This window comes from Paenibacillus taichungensis, from assembly GCF_047302525.1.
GTDB lineage: Bacteria > Bacillota > Bacilli > Paenibacillales > Paenibacillaceae > Paenibacillus > Paenibacillus taichungensis_B.
Window position 1 is genome coordinate 4,316,506 of the sequence record NZ_CP168020.1, and the last position, 21,600, is coordinate 4,338,105.

Sequence of the window (21,600 nt, forward strand, 5' to 3'; positions counted from 1 at the left end):
GCAATACTTAGATCGAAATGGTTTTATTCGTCTAGGTATTGTACCCCTTAGCCTGTGGATCAAATTATGCAAAATGCTGATACTTATGCTTGATTTATATACTACTAATAATGCCTCAAATGAAGTTCATAGTCAACGAACGAACCTCAGCCCACTGCTGCTACAGTCACAATTAAAAAGGACTCCATGAACATGGAGTCCTTTCCTGACGGTTTAGATGATCAATCCTTCGGGCGACTTTTGGGGTGACAGGATATATAGCATATAATCTTTCACTCCAAACCGTCCGTTCCTGGTGACATGAGAAGCGATTACTTCTCTGCCGGGAGCGGTGTAAACAGCAGGTTAACCGGCAAATTGCTTCCCGGTGCTGCGGAGAAAAGAATCGTTACACTTTGACCATATGAACCTGTACGATAGAGTACACTTTGTTCGTTTGGTGCGCTTACGGATTTGCCGTTTGAAATCTGTACAACTTCTCCATTAACGAGCGCTACACCCGAGTATTTACCACCACGAGGATTGAACGAGATCAATGTGCGAGGAGCCACATTGTTCAGTGTAATTTTGTACAGTACGCCGAAGTTACCCGCGTTAGAAGCATCTGTGTACGCCATTGGATCTGTTCCGACTAGATTCGGGTCGCTTGCATTATCCCCGAGCGGCAAACGAGCAGGCTTCGAACCTACTTCTTGGTCGTACGTAATGATACGGGTTGCATTCGGGTATGTTCCCCGGTTATGCACACCATCACGATCCAGAACAGGCAGTGTGGACCATACCGTCATCGGATCTTTATTCTCATCAATCATAATGATATTGTAATCTAGTTCATAGTCGCTGAATACATCCGAGTACAAGGAGATGACTTGACCCTGTTTCATAGGAAGAACACTCAATTCGGTCAGAATTAGCTTGCTCTCACCAGGTTGGATGTACACTTTCTTCTGTCCTGTACCGTTCTGTATGGACTGGAACCAACGATCAATGGACAATTTACCTGCCGCAGTTGCTATTGGTGACGGACCTGCAAAGCCCATATTTTGCTGCTCAATGGATGCTGTATACGCATTGTTGTTTGTCGCAACAACATACATTTTCACGCTTTTACCTGTGTTGTTCACATGGTGAATCATGAAACGTGTTTGTCCAAAGGAAGATTCCTTATAAACAATACCTTCTGTATTAACCGTTTCAGGGCTGTTACTACGAATCAGCAAACTTGGCTCGTCGTAATAAGTGAAAGGTATTTTCTCCATCGATGGTACTCCGCTACCATCGAAGCTGAACTTCTCACCTACCGGTGTAAACAACTGATTAAAATCAGACATGGTGTACAGCGTTTCACCTGTGATGTTAACCGTCTTGGTATAGCTGTTACTAGCACCATGTTTGTCCGTAACGGTAATTGTTACACTCTTAGGTCCCGGAACAAAGAAAGCCAGAGCATTGTTTTCCCATTCAGTTTTCACAATGGCATTTTCATCATCGGTGCTTTGATCAATGTATGTGATCTTTTCACCCATTTTGTACTCTTCCTTGTCTGTCGTAAACATCGCTACAGGAGGAAGATTTAGTTTTTGTACCTGAATCGTTACAGCGTAAGGGTCACTCCATTGTCCGCTCGAATCCTGGACAGCATACGTTACCGTATATGTACCTGGTTGGCCAAACGAATCCTGACGGCCAGTCCAGCGCTCGTCTACGATGTCCAGTCCCTTGGGAGAGCTCGATTTAGTGTTGTATGTCACCGTGTCTCCTGCAAAAATCTCTTTTTGCACCGTGAAGCTGGCTACCGGTTTGGAATTCAGGTTAAGTACAACAGTCTTGGCAGACTGATTAACTTTATAAGTAATGTTGAGTGCCTGAGTAATCGACGTCAGTGGCACCATGAACGTATTTTTTTGTTGATAGGCAGGGCCCTTCATCGTTCTGGACTCACCGTTAACAGTGTAAATGCTACTATTCGTTTTGAAGCGAAGCTCATCTTCGCCACTAATAATAATGGTTTCTTTGGTTGTATTGTCATATTTCACTTCATAACCAACCCGATCAACCAGTGCGCGGATCGCTACATAAGATACGCCATTTTTAACAGCCATCGGCTGTCCGGCAAGATATGTTTTGCCGTCTTGCACCATTTTGTTGCTGTTCATGTAAAGTGTCAGATCTCCGCCTTTACTTCCGGCTACAGATTGACCGCTTGTAGATGGTTGCTCAACCTCAACTGGAACCGTTGGAACTGTTGTTTCCTCTCCCGCATCCTCTTCATCAGCAGGGTCTGTAACAGGGTCAACCGGAGTAACATCTGTACCCGTAGGTTCATTCGTCACCGGGTTTGTTCCTTCGACTGCATTATTATCAGGCTGTTTTGTATCTGACCCGGACTTTACATCCGATTCCGCGATCATTTGTTCTTTCTTCACAACCTCCACGGATTTAACATTGGCTGTATTTGTTGTTGTTGTATCACTTTGATCGGCTGCTAGTGCATTCGCTGGAATCGCTGCAAACGCTTGGAATACAGCTAAAGCGGTAAGTATGGATAATTTCTTCTTCAAATTCATTCTTTGTCTTTGGCTCCTTCTGCTCCCATTTTATAAATATCCCCCTCAAAAAGTCATACTATTAGACGCTTGCTACCGGGAAAAGTTGCTAAAAATATTTGATAAGAATTGTAAACATTTAATAGAGCGAAAATACTATGAAAATAGTTATCTATTACACGTTCGACTTGGAGTGCAATCTGTATTAAAACCCGCCACAAATTGCAATAAAAAAATCCCTCCAGGACATGGTTGAATAAGCACCATGCCACAGAGAGATTTAGAGATTTCGAATTTGGCTAACGCAAACTGATGGGTAAGCTTCCTGTCGGCTGCAATTCACCTGTTAAGACGAGGGACAATGCACGAACCACTGCAGGAGTGTTCTCGTACGTACATATATAACTTCCCGGCGTCGGAATCTCCAATAGATCATATGGATTACGCAGAGCGACTACAATCAGGGAATACTTCTTACTAAGTTTTTGAACCAAATGATGTTGCCCTTTCGGAAGATGGCCTGCGGAAGTGTAAGTACATACGATGATTTGATCTTCCTCCGACACATTCTTCAGTATCTCGTCCGCTTCATCATAAGACGGCTGTGTCGTTATTTTGCGCTCCCGAACTCCGCCTCTCAACTGCGATAACGCCACGCCAAGTGAATCTGTGTGAGACCATGGTTCATCCACTTCTGTCCGTTGCACAACTTCAGGCCAAATGACATACACATTCTTCTCAGGGTCTAAGGGAAGCAATCCATCATTATGAACCACAGTAATGCTATTGGAGGCGATCTCATCCAACCTGGATTCGATGGAGGTCAGCGACCTTGATGACTCATCCTTCTCTTTTGTTGGGAAAGTGCTCCCATCCTCATCAGATCCATCAGGTACAGCATCATCCTCTTCCATGGAAACAAACGTATGCTCCCACTGACCACAACGCGCTGTCTTCCATGAAATAATACGTTCCAATGCCTGGTTAATGGTAGCTTCTTCAACTCGCCCAGTGCGAACGGCTTCCACAACGGCTTCCACAGCAGAGACTTGATCTTGCAATGTGTGACTGACCAGAATTAGATCAGCACCTGCCTCCACGGCACGAATGGCTGCTTCGGCCACACCATATGGCTTGGATATCGCATGCATTTCCAGACAGTCTGTAATAATAATGCCGTCAAAGCCCATTTCTTCGCGTAACAGGCCCGTCAATACTTTACGAGACAATGTAGCTGGAATCGGCTCAGGTTCAATCGCCGGGAAGATGACGTGAGCAGTCATGATGGCATCCACTCCGGCCTCAATAGCGCGACGGAACGGCAGAAGTTCCACCTGATCCAGCCTGTTACGTTCATGAGGTACAGTGACCATACCGAGATGTGAATCCACCGCTGTATCTCCATGTCCGGGAAAGTGTTTGGCTGTCGCAGCAACGCCTCGGGATTGATATCCTTTGATGGCTGCTGCACCATGAGCAGCTACGCTCTCCGCATTCTCGCCATAGGAGCGCACGCCGATGACCGGGTTAAGAACGTTGTTATTCACATCCAACACTGGAGCGAGGTTCATATCGATACCGATGCTTTTTAACTCTTGACCTAGAATCTGTGCGCATTCAAGGGTATAGTCCGGATTACCCGTTGCTCCAAGCGCCATGTTTCCAGGTACCTGGGTCACTCCCTCTTTGTCAATCCGGGCCACCATCCCGCCCTCCTGATCCACGGAGATCATCAGAGGTGAATCCCCGGCTTCAGCGGCAATTGCTTGCAAGTCGGCAGACAGTCGATTGATCTGGTCTACACTTTCCACATTCCGTCTGAAATAAATGACGCCTCCAACATGATAATCACGGATCAGTCGATTGACCTGATCATCCGCATGCTGTCCATGGAATCCACACATAAACATCTGTCCTACCCGCTGTTCCAACGAAAGCTGATCGATCGAATTCATACGCATGCTTTCCTCCCCATTATGAACCTGCTCTTTGGTTTGACCTGAATTCTGATGGTTTCATGTGAAAATGTTTATGGAACACTTTGGAGAAATATCGCCGCTCCTTGTACCCCGTCGCTTCTCCAATGGCTGTAATACTCCATTCCGTTGTACTTAATAATAAGGCTGCGCTCTCCATCCGCTTATGGGTCATATATTCAACAAAGGTTACGCCCATCTGGTTTTTGAACAGCTGACAAAAGTAACCCGGACTGATGCCCAGCCAATCAGCTACCTCATCAATACCCAGATCACATTCCAGTCTGGCGTTCATATACTCGCACGCAGAACTGATCAGCTCAGACACAGAAGGGCGAGGCACACTTTTCTTATCATGACAAACATAAGCAAGTGCCTCCGCCAGTTCGATTAATTCCTTGATGGAGGTTGCTGAGTGCAATGCACTCCAGAAGTGCATTTCGTCTTGTTCAGCCATGACATGTACTTCGCGCAATTCACGAAGCATATGTACAAGCAGAAAACGCAGGCTGTTTTCGGCTACGCCATCCAGCGCACTCTTATGCTCGCTCATCCGAAGTTTGAGCATAACGAGCAGGTCAATCAATCCCTGTTTATTTCCCTGTCTGATCCAGCGGGTGATCAAGTCCAAATCCTCTTTTGTAATCCACATCGTTGCCCTTCTGGAAGGTTCTTTAGATGACTCTATTAAGTGATCAGCAGAATCTTTTCCCAGCTCATCGCTGCGCTGATTAGAATCATTCATGATCAGCAATCGCTGACAGTGCCGGTATCGCTCAGCCATCTGATCATCCAGTTTCACAGGCATAACATCCTGAATGACCCTTGTCTTCATACCTGAACCCAGTTCAAATGTCGCATCTAATTCCATCTGAACCTGTTGAGCCAATGCATTTGCCCGCAGTCTCCATTCATCTGATGCCTCCACCAACATGCACCATTCTCCCTTACGGGCCGAAATCAGCAGAGTTCCTTCACAGATCCGGTCTGTAATCTCCCTAAGTCTGGAACGGATCATTCCATGCCAGCTTTGGTGCCGGGTCCCAGACCATCCGATCGAATGTTTGAAATATCCCGACACATCGATAAGCAGCAGGATATACCGTAACGAGGATGCATGTTGTTCCGGGGAAGAAGGAGGAAAAGAAAATAATGAGTCTTCCTCTTTTCGCATCAGGTCAATGATATGTTTGTGCTTCACCCATACTTCCATCTCCGATTTGCGGTGGCGTTCAGCCTCCACTTCCAACCGTTTCTTCTGAATCTGACTAGCAAGCTCACGCAATTTATATTCCAGATCCAGGTAATCGATTGGCTTGCATATGTATTCATGGACATTGTAACGGATGGCCGTACGGGCATACTCGAACTGCTGATATCCTGTCAGCAAAATAATCTCACAAGTTTCACCTTGTTCCCGCAATATTCGTATCAGTTCCAGACCATCCATGGAGGGCATACGAATATCACATAACATGATGTCAGGGTGGCATTCTGCAACTTTATCCAGTGCTTCTGACCCACTTCTAGCCGTACCCACAATTTCAATGCCCATGTCTTCCCATGGCAAAATAAAACTCAAATTCTCCAAAATCGGCAGCTCATCGTCAACCAGCAACGCGGTTAGATTCATTCATCTTCCCCCTGCTCATATTGTGGAATAATACATTGAATGATGGTGCCATGTCCCGGAGATGAACATATAAACACCCCGTATCCGGCCCCATATTGAATCCTTATCCGATCTGCAACACTTCTTAAACCCAGCCCTCGACGCTCTGCCATTGAAGACAGTGGCTTCGTTCCCTCAGCCATGATGTATTCAGGTGGGTCTTCTGCCATGTATTCGAATCGGGCCAACATTTCCTGGGGAATACCGATCCCATTATCCTCAACTCGCAGCACCAGGTTATTCCGTTCCACAAATGCACTGATCCGAAGTACACCCTGATATTCAATTCCCTCGAACCCGTGCTGAATACTATTTTCCACAAGAGGTTGGAGGGTAAGCTTGAGCATAGATGAGGTGTACAGATGAGATGGAATATCGATCTCATACCGGAACAAATCACTGAACCTGTAATGCTGGATCTCAAGATAACTCTGCAAGTGCCTTAACTCCTCACTGAGCGAAATCTCCTCCTGATCCTGAATACTGATGCGCAGCATATTGCCAAGACGTGTCACCATTTCACTTACTTTACGCCCTTCTCCCCTCATGGCTAGTCCGTTAATGGATTCCAGCGTATTAAATAGAAAATGAGGTTTGATCTGGGCTTGAAGCACACGCAGTTCTGCCTTGGCCTTCTGTTCCTGCTCAGCACGCACACGTCGGAACAGACCTCCGATCCGATCCAGCAATTCATTGAACCCTTGGGCGAGTAATTGCATCTCGTCAAAGCCACTTCCTTCGACCCGGGCATTAAAATCCCCGTCATCTACACGCCTCATGAATCGTACGAGCACCGCGATATTGCCGGTAATCCGGTTCATGAAGAACACATTGAAAACCATCGCAGCAAGCAGACACAGCAGAATGATAATAATCGACCAGCCTGCGAACACATTCGTCTCTGCCGATAACGCTTCCCATGAAGCGACACTGACCAGACTCCAGTTATAGTTTTTCAGATGATATTGTGAAATGATGCTTTCACTGCCATCGAACACTGCTCTGGTGCTGCTGAACCCTGGTCCGTAAATTCCAGAACGCACCCCCAGATTCTCCATCTTCTCTCCGCTGTAGCGTCCGGAAGGATCGTATACGATCAGACCCTCTTCATTGATCAGCAGGAACGAAGTATCCTGTGCAGGATCACTTATCTGCAGATGGCGGAAGATGCGGTCCATCTCCCCTTTTTTAATCTGAACGACAAGGACCCCAATATTCTGAAAATAACTGAGTTCCTTAACTAACCGAATCTGAGTAAAGACAGGCTCTCCCCCCGTCAGTTCAGGATATTCTAGAGGAGCCAGCCATTTGGGCACGCCGTTGAGTTCCTTGATTTCTTTGAATATTGGATGAACTTTAAATTGTTGAAAAGGAAGCGCTTGAAAATTTTCTTTCGTAAATATAGAAACAATCTGGTTATCCTGAGACGAACGCGGACGCAAATCATACAAGAAGGCATAACTAATGAACGGGTAGTTGTATAAAAGGGAACGGAAATTACGCTGGCTGGCATTCAGCGACAATTGATTACCGATTCCAAGATCCTGTTTGCTCGGATCTTTGGCGTTCAAAGCCATCTGGAATACCGATGTGGCAATGCCATTGTCCGTGACATTGTTGATCTGCTGAAAAACATTCTCGATATTATAGCTAATCGCCTGGAGTGCATATTCAGACTGCTGATTGTATTTTTTCTCAATCGTATGTGATGTGACCAAGAACATGCCGATTCCAAGCGTGCACATCGGTACAATGATGAGCAACAGAAATGCCATGGCCAGCTTCATCCGCAAGTTCATTTCCCGTTCTCCCTATATAACGCATCGTTAATTAACCTTTAACACTACCTGCTGTTACGCCTTCAATGATTTTCTCCTGCAATATGGCGTAGATTACAACAACCGGTACAACACTGTATACAATACCTGCTGACATCTGGGCATAATTCATTTGATACTGATCACGAAACTGGACCATGCCGACAGGCAGTGTACGCAGTTTATCGGTGGATAAGAAATAATTGGCGAGTAAAAATTCGTTCCAGTTACCGAGGAAATTTACGATAAACACCGTAACAATGGCTGGAACTGTAAGGGGTATCACTATTCTAGCAAAGATACCCGGAGCCCTCAACCCATCCATAACCGCGGCTTCCTCAATTTCTCCAGGGAGCGACCGCATAAAAGCAGCCAAAATAATAATCGTGAACGGAATTGCATTCGCAACATAAGGAATGATCAGCGCCAAATGAGTATCCAAAATGCCAAGCTTGCGGACAAGTAAATAAATCGGCAGCATGAGCGCATTGTTTGGAATCAGCATTCCCGCCAGAATGAGACTGTACAGCAACATGCTCCATTTGCGGTGTCTCATCCGTGTTATAGCAAAGGCAAACATGGCACCAAGCACAATGGTTCCGACTGAGGACAAGACCGAAATGTACATACTATTCCAGAAATACGTTCCAATCTTGGCATTTACCCAGGCCTCCACGTAGTTATTAAACACCCAAGTGGAAGGCAGACCGAACGGATTCAGTGCAATCTCGTTGTTATCCTGCTTAAATGAAGAAAAGATTACGAATAAAAAGGGAAACAGAATCGCAAGTAGATACAACATCAACAAAACATGAGGTATACTGCCTTTTATGTTCTTTGCCATCAATATTCCACCCTTTCGTTGCGTCTCGCCACCAGCAACTGATATACCGCGGTGAGCACAAGCGTCAGAGCAAAGATCAGAACCGCAATCGTATTGCCATAACCGTATTTAAAATTGGTAATCGCATATTTGATCATATACGTGGCAAGCACTTCGGTAGAGCCTGCGGGTCCACCTTTGGTCATAACCAGAACAATATCTGCTGCCTTCATCGCACCGGCAATGGACAACATGATGACGACGGAAATGATAGGTCTGATTAGTGGCAATGTAATTTTGAATGCTCTTTGTACGGCTGTTGCTCCATCAATGGCTGCCGCTTCATCCAGATCCTTGGGAATAGCCAGAATGGCCGCCAAAACCATGACAATATAGAATCCCGTCCACTGCCAAGCATTGGTTACGAGAATGGATATCATTGCGAACCGATTATCGGACAGCCAATAGACCGGCGAGATACCTACGGTTTCAAGTAACTGATTCAACAGGCCAATGTTAGGCTCGTAGATGAATCCCCACAGAATACCGATGACGGCCGTTGACATAATGGACGGCAAAAAGACGGCTGTTTTGTACAATCCCTTCAATTTCTTTACGTTCGCAATGAGCAGGGAAAACAGCACAATGAGAGGTACCTGGATCAAAACGGAAAATGCGATAAAGAAACCGTTATTGCGAGTAGAAATCCAAAAACGTTCATCTGTCAATGCCTTAGTATAATTGGACAGTCCCACAAAACGGGGCTCTGCGGATACACCGTTCCAACTGGTCAGACTGTAATAGAGTGAACTGCCGATAGGATACAGGAAAAACATGATAAACAAGATCAGTGCCGGCAACACAAACAACGTATAGATCAGCGGGCTGCGGAGTGAAGTATTCATGATCTACCTCCTTCAGTGACTTCAACTTCTTATGCTCATATATAGAGCAGATTCCTCAGCAGTGTAATTCTTTAGATAGGACCAAGGGTTTTACCCCGGCAGTGTTCCAACCGGGGTAAACCAGCATGGTGTTAGCAGGTACTCTTCTTTGCTTGAAAGATCGTTATTCTACTGAAGCATTAGCCTCTTCCTGAACCTTTTGCAATTCTTCGGCCATTTTCTCTGGTGTCGTCTGTCCACCAACCAGCTTCTGAATTTGCAGGTTGCCGATCTCTGTCGTAACATCAGCTTGAACGAGTGCATCAAATGCCGGGAACGAAGTCTGCGATGCATTCAGAACAGCTACGATTTCTTTCATCAAATCGTCGGTGATGCTGTCAGTCAGCACTTTTTCATCCAGTTTCATCGCTGGTAACACACCGTCTTCTACGAGCCCACGTACTTGCATATCTTCGTTGTAGAAGTTTTTGATAAAGGCTTTAACAGCCGCCAGTTTCTGCGGGTCATCCGCAGCCGCTGCAGAGAAACCGTATCCATTATTGACGTCACGCATCAGGGCTGTCTGATCTCCTACACCGTTCTCTACCGGAGGCATATTGAAGAAACCAACTTTGCCAATGAGCGACTCCCCGCTCTGTCCTTCCTTGAATACAGACGATTTCCACGTTCCGTCATACATCAGAATCGCTTCACCGCTCGTAAATTGAGTCGTATATTCAGCATATTCATAACCAAGCTCGCCTTTTTTGAAGTAACCTTTATCCACCCATTCCTTATGCTTCGCGAATCCTGCGACAACGCCTGGATCAGTCCACTTGGCTTCGCCTGTAGCAAACTTCGCCGTAATATCAGGTCCAGCGTAACGGGACCACAGATGGTTCGTTAACATGAGTGGAACCCAGCCTGCTTTGGAAGCAGAAGCAAGTGGCACCTTTCCATCAGCCTTGATCTCAGCGAGCATATTATCCAGCTCAGCCATTGTTGAAGGCGCTTTCCAACCTTTTTGCGTAAAGTACTCTTTATTGTAGAAGAATCCTTCACCCGATCCCCCAATAGGCAGTCCGTACACTTTGCCTTCATAGGTGAATGGTTCAAGCGATGAAAATTGGTCCTGAATACCCAGCTCTTGCAAGATCGGTGTGAGATCCAACAACATGCCTTCTTTGGCATATACTTTGGAGTCCGGGCTACCGAACAATTCGAAGATATCCGGCGGATTGCCCGCTGCCATCTCTCCACGAAGTTTCTCCTTACGGTTTACATCGGATTCAACTCCGTCCAGTGTAAAGGTCAGGTTGGGTACTTCGCTCTCCACTTTGGCCACAACGTCCTGCAGAATGGCCAGCCTTTTTTGTTTGTCGGCACCCACCTGAGTGTGACGGAGAAGCATCTCAACCGGTTCCTTGCTTGTCTCCGCAGGCGCATTGCCTGCTCCCTTTTGTGGTTCGTTAGTTGAGCTCGAACAACCTGCCAATGTCCATGATGTGATAAGTAATAATGAAAGCAGTAATGTCATTCCTTTTTTCATTCGTATGACCCCCCTCAAGATATTGAGCATTTGGCTTTACACTCTGATTATAAAAAGTTGTAGCTTACATCGTAAGGATGACAATTCATCAATGGAGGGATAAAATCCTTCACTGGACAAATAATCTTGCATTTACAATGGATAACAGCAAAAAAAACAGCCCCTGCGAAACATGTTCGCAAAGACTGTTTGGTTGGTATATAAGTTGAACTTAAGAATAATTACACTTGCCACTCCGATGACAGAACAACCTTCCGATCGCTGTTATCCCCCGATTTTTTTTAATTCACTTTTACAAAGGTGAAAATCTGGGGATAAAGGCGAACGCTCCGCTTCTCCAGCTTATTTCTGTCCTCTACGTTCTCGTGTAAATAGTTAGTTCAAATTATATAGGTCCTGTATATAACTGTAGTTACTTATTGGAACAAGCCACGCCCGCTGTTTCCGTACGACCTTGTTCAATCAGACGATACGCCCGCTCTACTTCCTCATCACTTGGTGAAGGAACTCCATCGAGCGGATAAGCCTTCCCCAGCGCCTGCCATTTGTAAATACCCATCTGATGATAAGGCAGGATTTCGAACTTCTCCACTCCATTTAGCGTTCCAATAAACCGCCCCAGATTGAGCAAGTCTTCTTCCTCATTGTGAATCCCTGGCACATACACGTGGCGAATCCACATTTTTCGTCCATTGTCCGATAACCACTGTGCGGTGCGCAATGTTCTCTCGTTGGATTTGCCTGTCAGCTTGATATGTTTCTCATCATTGATGTGCTTCAGATCCAACAAAACCAGGTCCGTGTTATCTAACAAATCATGAATCCGATCCGGTTCATTGAAACCGTTGCTGTCCAGCGTAGTATGCAATCCCCAGCGGCGTTTCGCTTCTTTGAAAACTTCAGCTACAAAATGAGCCTGTAATGTTGGCTCCCCGCCGGATACCGTAAGTCCGCCGCCGGAACTGCGATAGTAGGACAAGTACGGCTCGATTTCAGCCAGTACCTCCTCCACGCTCATTTCCCTGCCACCATCCAGTGCCCATGTATCCGGATTGTGACAATACTGGCATTTGAGCAGACATCCCTGCATAAAAAGCACGAAGCGGATGCCTGGGCCGTCAACCGTCCCGAAAGTTTCGAGTGAATGAATATGTCCATTAACCATGCTGCCTCTTCCTTTCTGTATCGCATCCGCTGTGCGTTTAATATGGAGGTACTACTCCTATCTCCTATGAACTGTTGAGTTAAGCCCGTGTTACATCGAACCGTGGAAGGTCCGGTTAATGACATCGAGTTGTTGCTCACGTGTCAGTTTGATGAAGTTAACCGCGTAACCGGATACCCGTACAGTCAGCTGCGGATAGTTTTCCGGGTGATCCATCGCGTCAATCAACTGCTGGCGATCAAATACGTTCACGTTCAGATGGTGTGCCCCTTGATCAAAATAACCGTCCATCATAGCAACCAGATTAGATTTGCGTGTGTCTGACTCTTTTCCGAGTGCTTTAGGCACGATGGAGAATGTGTTAGAGATCCCATCAAGGCTGTGTTCATATGGCAGTTTGGCTACTGAACCCAGGGATGCCAGTGCACCTTTTTTGTCCCGACCATGCATTGGGTTCGCCCCTGGAGCAAACGGTTCGCCTGCTTTACGGCCATCCGGTGTTGTACCTGTTTTCTTGCCGTACACCACGTTGGATGTGATAGTGAGTACAGACTGTGTTGGAATCGCATTACGATACGCTTTGTGTTTGCGAATCATGCCCATGAAGCTTTCCACCAGTTCAACTGCGATGCTATCGACACTGTCTTCATTGTTACCGTAACAAGGGAAGTCGCCTTCAATTTCAAAATCAATTGCGATGCCTTGTTCGTTGCGGATCGGTTTAACTTTGGCATACTTGATTGCACTCAGGGAATCTGCTGCAACCGAGAGGCCAGCAATACCACAAGCCATCGTACGTACGATATCGCGGTCATGCAGGGCCATTTCAATACGCTCATAGCTGTATTTGTCATGCATGTAGTGAATGACGTTGAGTGAGTTCATATACAGTTTGGCAAGCCATTCCATCATCGGTTTGAAACGTTTCATAACTTCATTGTACTCCAGCACTTCGCTTGTGATCGCCGGATATTCAGGTCCAACTTGTGCTCCCGATTTCTCGTCACGACCGCCGTTGATTGCATACAGCAATGCTTTTGCGAGGTTGGCACGAGCGCCAAAGAACTGCATTTGTTTCCCGATCTTCATCGCAGATACGCAGCAAGCAATACCATAATCGTCTCCATAGATCGGACGCATCAGATCATCATTTTCATACTGGATGGAGCTCGTTTCGATGGATACTTTCGTACAGTATTGTTTGAAAGCTTCCGGAAGCTTGGTGGACCAAAGTACAGTAAGGTTCGGCTCAGGTGCAGGACCAAGGTTGTTCAGGGTGTGTAGGAAACGGAAGCTGTTTTTCGTAACACGGGTTTCTCCATTTACGGACATGCCTCCGATGGATTCAGTTACCCATGTTGGGTCACCACTGAACAATTCATTATAATCCGGCGTACGCAGGAATTTGACGATCCGCAGTTTCATAACAAAATGGTCAACCAATTCTTGAGCCTGTTCCTCAGTTAGCAAGCCTTCTTGCAAATCACGTTCAATGTAAATATCAAGGAAAGTAGAAACACGTCCCAGCGACATCGCCGCACCATTTTGCTCTTTGATCGCAGCCAGGTAACCGAAGTAGAGCCATTGGAACGCTTCTTTCGCGGTTGTGGCTGGCAAGGAAATATCGAAACCATGCATTTCACCCAGTTGTTTCAACTCTTGCAATGCACGAATCTGTTCGGACAGTTCTTCACGCAGGCGAATGACATCTTCATCAATCACATCGACTTCAAGTGCATTCAGTTCGCCTTTTTTATTTCGAATCAGGAAGTCCACGCCATACAGAGCTACCCGGCGATAGTCACCGATGATCCGGCCACGGCCATAAGCATCAGGCAGACCAGTAATAATCCCTGCTTTACGTGCTGCACGCATTTCAGATGTATAAGCATCAAATACGCCCTGGTTATGTGTTTTACGGATGTTCGTAAATATATCAATGACGCCTTGAGGCATTTCAAAACCATAAGCTTCACAAGCATCAATCATCATGCGAATTCCACCGAATGGCTGAATGGAACGTTTGAATGGAGCATCCGTTTGAACACCAACAATCTGTTCTTTGGATTTATCCAGATAACCTGGTTGGTGGGAAACAATCGTTGCTGGCGTGTTTACGTCAACATCAAGTACCCCGCCGTTATCGCGCTCTTTTTTGGTCAGATCGGATACGATATCCCATAACTCTTTCGTATTCTGAGTTGCACCTGCAAGAAATGCTTCGTCGCCATAATAAGGTGATAAGTTGCGTGCCAGAAAATCATTCACATCTACGGATTTCGTCCATGTTCCTTTGGTAAAGTTTCTCCAGCCTGTTTGTTGTTTGACATCTTTTTCGATCACCGACATAGTAATCCCTCCACAAATTTGGATTTCCGGACACATGACAGGATGCTTCACTCGTCTCATCTGTGCCCAGAGCCGCGATTAATGTGATAAATTTCACATGTAAGCCGGAACATGTTCTCTCTACTTGGGAACCGGAACCGCGGATGAATGTTTTTCTTACATTTTCAGTATACGTCTTCGCTCTTTCATCATCTGTGATTTTTATCACAAAGTTTGTGACCATCCTCACTTCACCTTTGCTGTGTCAAAGTGAACCTTATAACTATTCACATTTAGCCACTGCGCGGACAGAACAACTTCCGATCGCTGTTATCCCCGGATTTTTTGATTCTATTTTTTAAAGGGTAAAATACGGGGATAAAGGCGAACGCTTCGCTTCTTCAGTTTTTTCTGCCCCCTCCGTTATTGTGTGAATACTTGGTTCCAAAAGTAACATCACGGATTCCGTGTAACCTCTTTTAAAAAAGGTAACTGGGCCTTTCCATCTGGGTGAACCCTGAACCTATTGACCCTAACTTAAATTAATTGAATAACACTTGAAATGCGAAAATGGAATAACACTTAAAACGTGGATGCTTCCCTACTCCAATTTTTCTGCCCTCTCCGTTATTGTGTAAATACCTGGTTCAAACGGCTACTGCAAGGATTCCGTTATACCTTTTTTTACAGGAAGGACGGCAATCGGGGCTCCCCTCACGGGGAACCCTGACTATATCTGCCTAAATCCTGCTGTTGCTTTAGTTGTTATTCAAACTTGCCGTAGAATGCATTGCGATACACGTCTGCCAGCTCAGTCACCAGCGGCAGTTTTGGATTAGCTGTTGTACATTGGTCCTCGAATGCACGGTCTGCCAGATAATCGACATGTGCCTCAAAGTCTTTGGCATCGAATCCGATTTCCTGGAACGACTCTTCAATACCCAATGTTTTGTTCAGTTTGCGAATGGCATTGATGAGGCTAGTAACCCCTTCTTCTGTCGTACGTGCAGGCAATCCCAGAATGCGGGCAATTTCGGCATAACGCTCATCTGCAACAAAGTGCGAATATTTCGGGAACGATGCAAACTTGGTCGGTTTTTTCGCATTGTAGCGAATGACGTGCGGCATCAGGATCGCATTGGTACGTCCATGTGCGGTGTGGTACTGACCGCCCCATTTATGTGCCAAGCTGTGGTTAATGCCCAGGAATGCGTTGGCAAAAGCCATACCGGCAATCGTCGAAGCGTTATGCATTTTCTCTCGAGCCAATTTGTCACCTTGCAGCGCCGATTGCTCGAGGTATTGGAATACCAGTTGAATCGCTTTGATCGCCAGACCATCCGTGTAATCATTCGCCATAACGGATACATACGCTTCGATGGCGTGAGTCAATACGTCCATGCCTGTGTCTGCGACAGCCGTTTTAGGCAGAGTGTATACAAACTCTGGGTCAACGATCGCTACGTCTGGTGTCAGCTCGTAGTCTGCCAGTGGATATTTCGTATTGCCTTGATTTTTATCTGTAATAACTGCGAACGATGTTACTTCCGAACCTGTGCCCGAAGTTGTCGGGATGGCTACGAATTTCGCTTTCACGCCGAGACGTGGATATTTGTAGATCCGTTTGCGGATATCCATGAATTTTTGCTTCAAGTCGTTAAAGTCTGTGTCCGGATATTCGTAGAATAACCACATCGCTTTGGCAGCATCCATCGGTGAACCCCCGCCCAGTGCGATAATGCAGTCTGGCTGGAAGCGGCGCATCATTTCCGTACCGCGGTCTACCGTTGTTGTGGACGGATCGGGTTCTACATCAGAGAACACTTCAATGGCTACCGGCATTTGGCGTTGACGCAGATAGTGCTCTACTTTTTCCACATAACCGAGTTTGACCATCATCGCATCTGTAATAATGGCTACGCGTGTGATGTCCGGCATTTTGGCAAGATACTGTGTTGCACCTTTTTCGAAATAGACTTTGTTCGGCACTTTGAACCACTGCATATTCACGGTACGGCGAGCCACCCTTTTCACGTTGATTAAGTTTACAGCGGTTACGTTGGAAGAAGTCGAGTTACGTCCATACGATCCGCAGCCCAATGTCAGTGACGGCATGTTGGTGTTGTAGATGTCACCGATAGCGCCGTGTGTGGATGGCGAATTCACGATAATCCGTCCGGTTTGCAGGCGATCTGCGAATTTGCCAATGACTTCTTCGTTCGTCGAATGAATAACGGAGGAGTGACCCATGCCGCCAAAAGCAACCACTTCTGCTGCACGCTCAATCCCTTCAGCTGCCGTTTTCACTTTGTAACAAGCCAGTACCGGGCTTAGTTTTTCAGCCGACAACGGGAATTTTGTACCTACCCCTTCAATCTCGGCTACGAGAATTTTGGTACCAGCAGGGACCTCGATACCGCACATTTGCGCAATGCTGACTGCAGATTGACCAACAATTGCCGGGTTCACCGCACATTTCTCAGCGTTAATCGCACCTGCGGTCAGTTTGGCTGCCTCATCCTTGTTGACGAAGTAACAGCCGTTCGCGATCATTTTCTTTTTCACCTGATCGAAGATCGGTTCTTCGATGATGACTGCTTGCTCGGAAGCACAAATCATGCCGTTATCGAACGATTTGGACAAAATCAGATCCGTTACTGCTTGGTTGATATCTGCACTTTTCTCAATAAAGCAAGGTACGTTCCCTGGCCCTACGCCCAGTGCCGGTTTACCACAGCTGTAAGCGGCCCGCACCATGCCTGATCCGCCTGTTGCCAGAATGAGCGCCACATCGTTATGATTCATCAGTGCGTTCGTGCGATCCATGGAAGGATCATCAATCCACTGGATACAATCCGCTGGAGCACCATGTTTCACTGCAGCATCAAGCAGGATTTTGGCAGCTTCCCGGCTACAGTTCTGTGCAGATGGGTGGAAACCGAAGATGATTGGGTTACGCGTTTTGATGGAAATCAGTGCTTTGAACATCGTGGTGGATGTCGGATTCGTTACAGGGGTAATCCCCATGATGATACCGACAGGCTCCGCAATTTTCTGGAAGCTTTCGTACTCATTATCTTCAATAACACCTACTGTTTTATCATATTTGATGCTATGATATACATATTCTGTTGCAAATATATTTTTGGTGATTTTATCCTCATACACACCCCGGCCTGTTTCTTCTACGGCCATCTTGGCGAGCATCATATGTTTGTCCAGACCTGCCAGCGCCATCGCTTGCACGATGCGGTCAATCTGTTTCTGATCCATGGACATGAATGCTGCATGTGCTTTATTCGCTTTGTCAATTAACGTTTGAATATACTGACCTGCTGTCGGTTCTTTTACTGGGGCGACTTCGTTCTTTACAGCCATCTCCCTCATCCTCCTAAAGGTTCGTATTGGTTTGTCTCTCTTCTTTACATTCACATCGTACCATGGGGAAAGAGTTAATTATGTGATTTTTTTCACAAAGTATAACAAATTTAATTTAAGTTTTTTAATGTCCCTCACTTAGCCATTTACACTTCCTATTTAAAATATAGGGCTGTCAGATTCATCCTCCCCTTTTGAAAGTGAATTTAATCACAATGTTTGAAATTTCGCCATTTTTGCCCCCTTTCCACGCCCCTCAAACGGCAAGATAAGGTATATACTGAACTTAAAAATTGAACCACCGCAATTTGTACCGTCCTTCCCGGCCGAGAGATGACCCTGATCAGGACGGCAACGGTTTGCGGCGAACCACGGGGGCCAGTCCAAGCTGCAGAAGGCCGTCCGATGGACACAAAGGGGAGATAGACTTATGAGAGAACAACTAAGTGTACTGGAAAAACGCGGAAATACCAACTGTTTCTCGGAAGCGAATTTCAACCATCTGCTCGTAACGATGAAGGACAGAACCTATCCGGAGGGAACCCATCTGTATTGGGAAGGAGATGTCTCAGACAAACTTTATTATATGAAACGAGGCCGTGCCCAGATCACCAAATCCACGGATGAAGGCAAGGAACTGATCATGTACATGTATCAATCCGGTGATATGATTGGGCAGGCTGATCCGTTCTTCGGATCGAAACACAGCTTTTCGGCGGAAGTGCTGGAGGATAGTGAAATCGGTGTACTGGAGCATAAAGACCTGGAGATGCTGATCTGCCAACATTGTGACTTTGCGATCGACTTTATGAAATGGATGGGTATCCATCACCGTTTGACCCAGACCAAATTCCGTGATCTGATGTTATATGGCAAACCAGGCGCACTCTGCTCCACGTTAATTCGATTGTCCAATTCCTATGGCGAGCCTCATGGAGAGCATGTCATGATTCATAAAAAAATAACGCACACGGATCTGTCCAATATGATTGGAGCGACCCGTGAAAGTGTCAACCGAATGTTAAGCGATCTGCGTAAAAAAGACGCCATTGAATACGATAACGGCATGATTGTCATCAAGGATCTGCACATGCTGCAGGGCATCTGCCACTGCGAATTGTGTCCTAACGAGATTTGCCGAATCTGACGCTTTCCCAGTCTTGTAATCACTTAAAATGCAAATGAAAAAGCCCATCTTCTGTAATGAAGATTGGGCTTTTATTATTTAAGATACAGTAGTCAACTCGAGCTTTACTGCATCACGTGGATTCAACTTCATGTCCAAACCGTTTTCCATCAGTTCCTTGTCATTCACCATAATCATCCAGCGTTGGTTCATCCGGGGAATTACATTTTCAACGGAAACAACGAATTTGTTGTTCTCCGACATTCTTACAATCCCACTGGACTTCAATACATCACGCACAGTACATTCCTGTACATACACCCCGGCATATTGACGATTGAGATTTGGCATAATATTTCCACCGCTCACCTTGAGTAATGTTGTTTGGTAAACAACATCGTCTCCCCCACTGTCAGCGGCTTTTACATATATGATCACTTCATCTTTGACATGAAGCTCCATGTCCCAATTTTCCGGGTCAATATCCTTGCCATTCAGTTTGACCGCCCAGCTAAGTGAGGAGTCCAGAGAAACTTCCCCCACGGATTGGATCCGCTTGCCATCTGCTGTAAAATCGACAAGTCCACTGTTCAATAGTGCTTTCTTGAGCGTCAGACCTTCACTAAAATCTCTCTTAATGGACTTCGTTGCGTCAGGCAAAAAAGTGCTACCATCCACTGCCACAGTAATAGTATTCTGCGATTCGGTCTCTTTGACGATTGGCTGTTCGGAAGGCTGTGTCTCACTACACCCGGCTAATATAACCAGAATAAGCAGACATATACCTATGTAACCGGGGATTCTCTTCTTCATGTAGGTAACACCACCCTGCGTAAAATCATTCACCCTGTTGTCCATAACCTCTATTATGGCACAAAATTCATGCAAAAAAAGTGTCAATGCCGTTACTTTTCATCCAGCAGCGTCCATAACTGGTTTGTACAACACAAAGAGCCTGCAAGCAGGCCCTTTGGCTCCTAATTATCATTAAGGTCTATTGAGTAGCATGGTTACTGAACACAAGCCTGCATGTAGGTACGGCCTCCGTCTCCATCCTTCAGATACGGGTTGAGCCCAAAGAACTGTTCCTCCGACACATAAACGCCTGTCAGCAAACGCCCTTCAAGTAATCCACCGTCCACCTGTACACAGAACGAAGGTGCATCCACATATTCCTGGTAGAGCGGAATTTGACCAGATGAATGGTGTACCTTGGATACCTTGCCCTGCTCGTGCAGCGGCCGTTCAGAGAAATAGGTAGGTACAATATAACGGGCAATCACATCCAGCTCCTGTACAGTGTAGAAGGTGTCATCACCCAGCCAAGGCGCGAGCATGCGGATCTTCTCATATTGTGACCATACAATCGCCTGAATCAGCATCTCCGCTTTAACAAAACGCCCTTCGCCCACATCCAGATACACACGTTCTTCATGAAAGTTGGCTTCGGCCTGAACCCCGATGGAATCGGGTTGTCTCAGTTCACATCCAATACATTTCCAGCCTCTTGCTGTCTGAATCCATTTTTGCAGTACCGCCGGAGCCATTACCTGACCATTGCTATTCGTGGAATGAGTCTTCTCTCCTGCAACATCATCCTTAACCGACGGGGAATATGAGGTTCGTTTAAATAGCTCCGCAGCTTTTTTGTAGATTAAATGTACCTGGATGGATGCGCTCTCAAGTTCTGCAATATCTTGCTTGCCGTAGCGTACTTCACGGGATAAGCTTTCTTCTCTCATGACAAGTGGCCTCCTCGCTCCGGCCGCCTGCGGCCATTTTATTTACAATTATACTACAACTCGCGACAACATGTGCAGGACCCTTAAGACAAAAACTCCTGATTTCCACTGGAAATCAAGAGCCTTTATCCCATCAGTTCACTTAGTTTGAGCCGGGGAAGCTGTTACTACTCAACCCACTGCTCTGCCCAGTCTTGAATTTGATTCATAACGGGCTGTAGCGCCTTGCCTTTCTCTGTCAGTTCATATTCAATACGAACTGGCGTCTCCGGATAGACATGACGGATCAGAATTCCTTCGCTTTCCAGATCTTTCATCCGTTCTGACAACATCTTATCACTCATCGATGGAATCAGGTTCGAGATATCCTTGAATCGCTTCGAACCACTCATCAACGTTTGAATAATCAGACCGTTCCAGCGCTTACCCAGAAAAGAAAACGCCGTCTCAAAGCGCGGACACATCCGCAGATCTTGGCCTTCCACATTAATCACCTCTTTAGAGATCCAACTTACGTTTAGTTAGTATATTTCATAATAACATATTTAAGTCTCAAAGAAAACGTCTGCCGCTAAAAAGTTAAAATTTTAGAGG

At 46.0% G+C, this 21,600-nt stretch carries 14 protein-coding genes; 1 reads left to right on the forward strand and 13 read right to left on the reverse strand.

Annotation, left to right across the window (positions count from 1 at the left end):
• Positions 1 to 311 precede the first annotated feature (311 nt).
• From ACDJ58_RS19325 to adhE, 10 genes are all read right to left on the reverse strand, one after another.
• Positions 312 to 2,567, reverse strand: coding sequence for a stalk domain-containing protein (locus tag ACDJ58_RS19325; protein WP_413372433.1), 2,256 nt, complete (start codon positions 2,565 to 2,567; stop codon positions 312 to 314).
• Positions 2,568 to 2,845: 278 nt separating this feature from the next.
• Positions 2,846 to 4,507, reverse strand: coding sequence for a beta-N-acetylhexosaminidase (nagZ, locus tag ACDJ58_RS19330; RefSeq protein WP_413372434.1), 1,662 nt, complete (start codon positions 4,505 to 4,507; stop codon positions 2,846 to 2,848).
• Between the two features lie 13 nt (positions 4,508 to 4,520).
• The gene (locus ACDJ58_RS19335) at positions 4,521 to 6,155 is read right to left on the reverse strand and encodes a response regulator transcription factor (RefSeq protein ID WP_413372435.1); all 1,635 of its coding nucleotides are present in this window, start codon (positions 6,153 to 6,155) and stop codon (positions 4,521 to 4,523) included.
• Positions 6,152 to 7,993 (reverse strand): cache domain-containing sensor histidine kinase, encoded by a 1,842-nt coding sequence (locus tag ACDJ58_RS19340; RefSeq protein ID WP_413372437.1) that lies wholly within the window; start codon positions 7,991 to 7,993, stop codon positions 6,152 to 6,154. Before ACDJ58_RS19340 ends, ACDJ58_RS19335 begins: the two co-directional genes overlap by 4 nt.
• Before the next feature lie 31 nt (positions 7,994 to 8,024).
• Positions 8,025 to 8,855 (reverse strand): carbohydrate ABC transporter permease, encoded by an 831-nt coding sequence (locus tag ACDJ58_RS19345; protein WP_413372438.1) that lies wholly within the window; start codon positions 8,853 to 8,855, stop codon positions 8,025 to 8,027.
• Positions 8,855 to 9,739, reverse strand: a complete 885-nt coding sequence (locus ACDJ58_RS19350) for a carbohydrate ABC transporter permease (protein WP_413372439.1) — start codon at positions 9,737 to 9,739, stop codon at positions 8,855 to 8,857. The genes ACDJ58_RS19345 and ACDJ58_RS19350 overlap by 1 nt, the downstream gene beginning before the upstream one ends.
• 163 nt (positions 9,740 to 9,902) lie before the next feature.
• Positions 9,903 to 11,267 (reverse strand): extracellular solute-binding protein, encoded by a 1,365-nt coding sequence (locus ACDJ58_RS19355; protein WP_413372440.1) that lies wholly within the window; start codon positions 11,265 to 11,267, stop codon positions 9,903 to 9,905.
• 412 nt (positions 11,268 to 11,679) lie between these two features.
• Positions 11,680 to 12,432 carry a pyruvate formate-lyase-activating protein gene (pflA, locus tag ACDJ58_RS19360; protein ID WP_076291851.1) on the reverse strand — a complete coding sequence of 251 codons (753 nt, stop codon included), beginning with the start codon at positions 12,430 to 12,432 and terminating at the stop codon, positions 11,680 to 11,682.
• Between the two features lie 90 nt (positions 12,433 to 12,522).
• Positions 12,523 to 14,781 carry a formate C-acetyltransferase gene (pflB, locus tag ACDJ58_RS19365; RefSeq protein WP_413372442.1) on the reverse strand — a complete coding sequence of 753 codons (2,259 nt, stop codon included), beginning with the start codon at positions 14,779 to 14,781 and terminating at the stop codon, positions 12,523 to 12,525.
• Between the two features lie 744 nt (positions 14,782 to 15,525).
• The gene (gene adhE, locus ACDJ58_RS19370; protein WP_413372444.1) at positions 15,526 to 18,138 is read right to left on the reverse strand and encodes a bifunctional acetaldehyde-CoA/alcohol dehydrogenase; all 2,613 of its coding nucleotides are present in this window, start codon (positions 18,136 to 18,138) and stop codon (positions 15,526 to 15,528) included.
• Positions 18,139 to 18,568: 430 nt separating this feature from the next.
• Here adhE and ACDJ58_RS19375 point away from each other — a divergent pair, with 430 nt between their 5' ends.
• Positions 18,569 to 19,285 (forward strand): Crp/Fnr family transcriptional regulator, encoded by a 717-nt coding sequence (locus ACDJ58_RS19375; protein WP_076291848.1) that lies wholly within the window; start codon positions 18,569 to 18,571, stop codon positions 19,283 to 19,285.
• A gap of 78 nt (positions 19,286 to 19,363) precedes the next feature.
• On the opposite strand, the gene ACDJ58_RS19380 is transcribed toward ACDJ58_RS19375, so the two are convergent.
• From ACDJ58_RS19380 to ACDJ58_RS19390, 3 genes are all read right to left on the reverse strand, one after another.
• A complete protein-coding gene (locus tag ACDJ58_RS19380; RefSeq protein ID WP_063565665.1) occupies positions 19,364 to 20,077 on the reverse strand; it encodes a hypothetical protein in 714 nt (237 codons plus the stop codon).
• A gap of 197 nt (positions 20,078 to 20,274) precedes the next feature.
• The gene (locus ACDJ58_RS19385; protein WP_413372445.1) at positions 20,275 to 21,006 is read right to left on the reverse strand and encodes a hypothetical protein; all 732 of its coding nucleotides are present in this window, start codon (positions 21,004 to 21,006) and stop codon (positions 20,275 to 20,277) included.
• Positions 21,007 to 21,173: 167 nt separating this feature from the next.
• Positions 21,174 to 21,470, reverse strand: coding sequence for a winged helix-turn-helix transcriptional regulator (locus ACDJ58_RS19390; protein WP_148661829.1), 297 nt, complete (start codon positions 21,468 to 21,470; stop codon positions 21,174 to 21,176).
• Between the last annotated feature and the right edge of the window lie 130 nt (positions 21,471 to 21,600).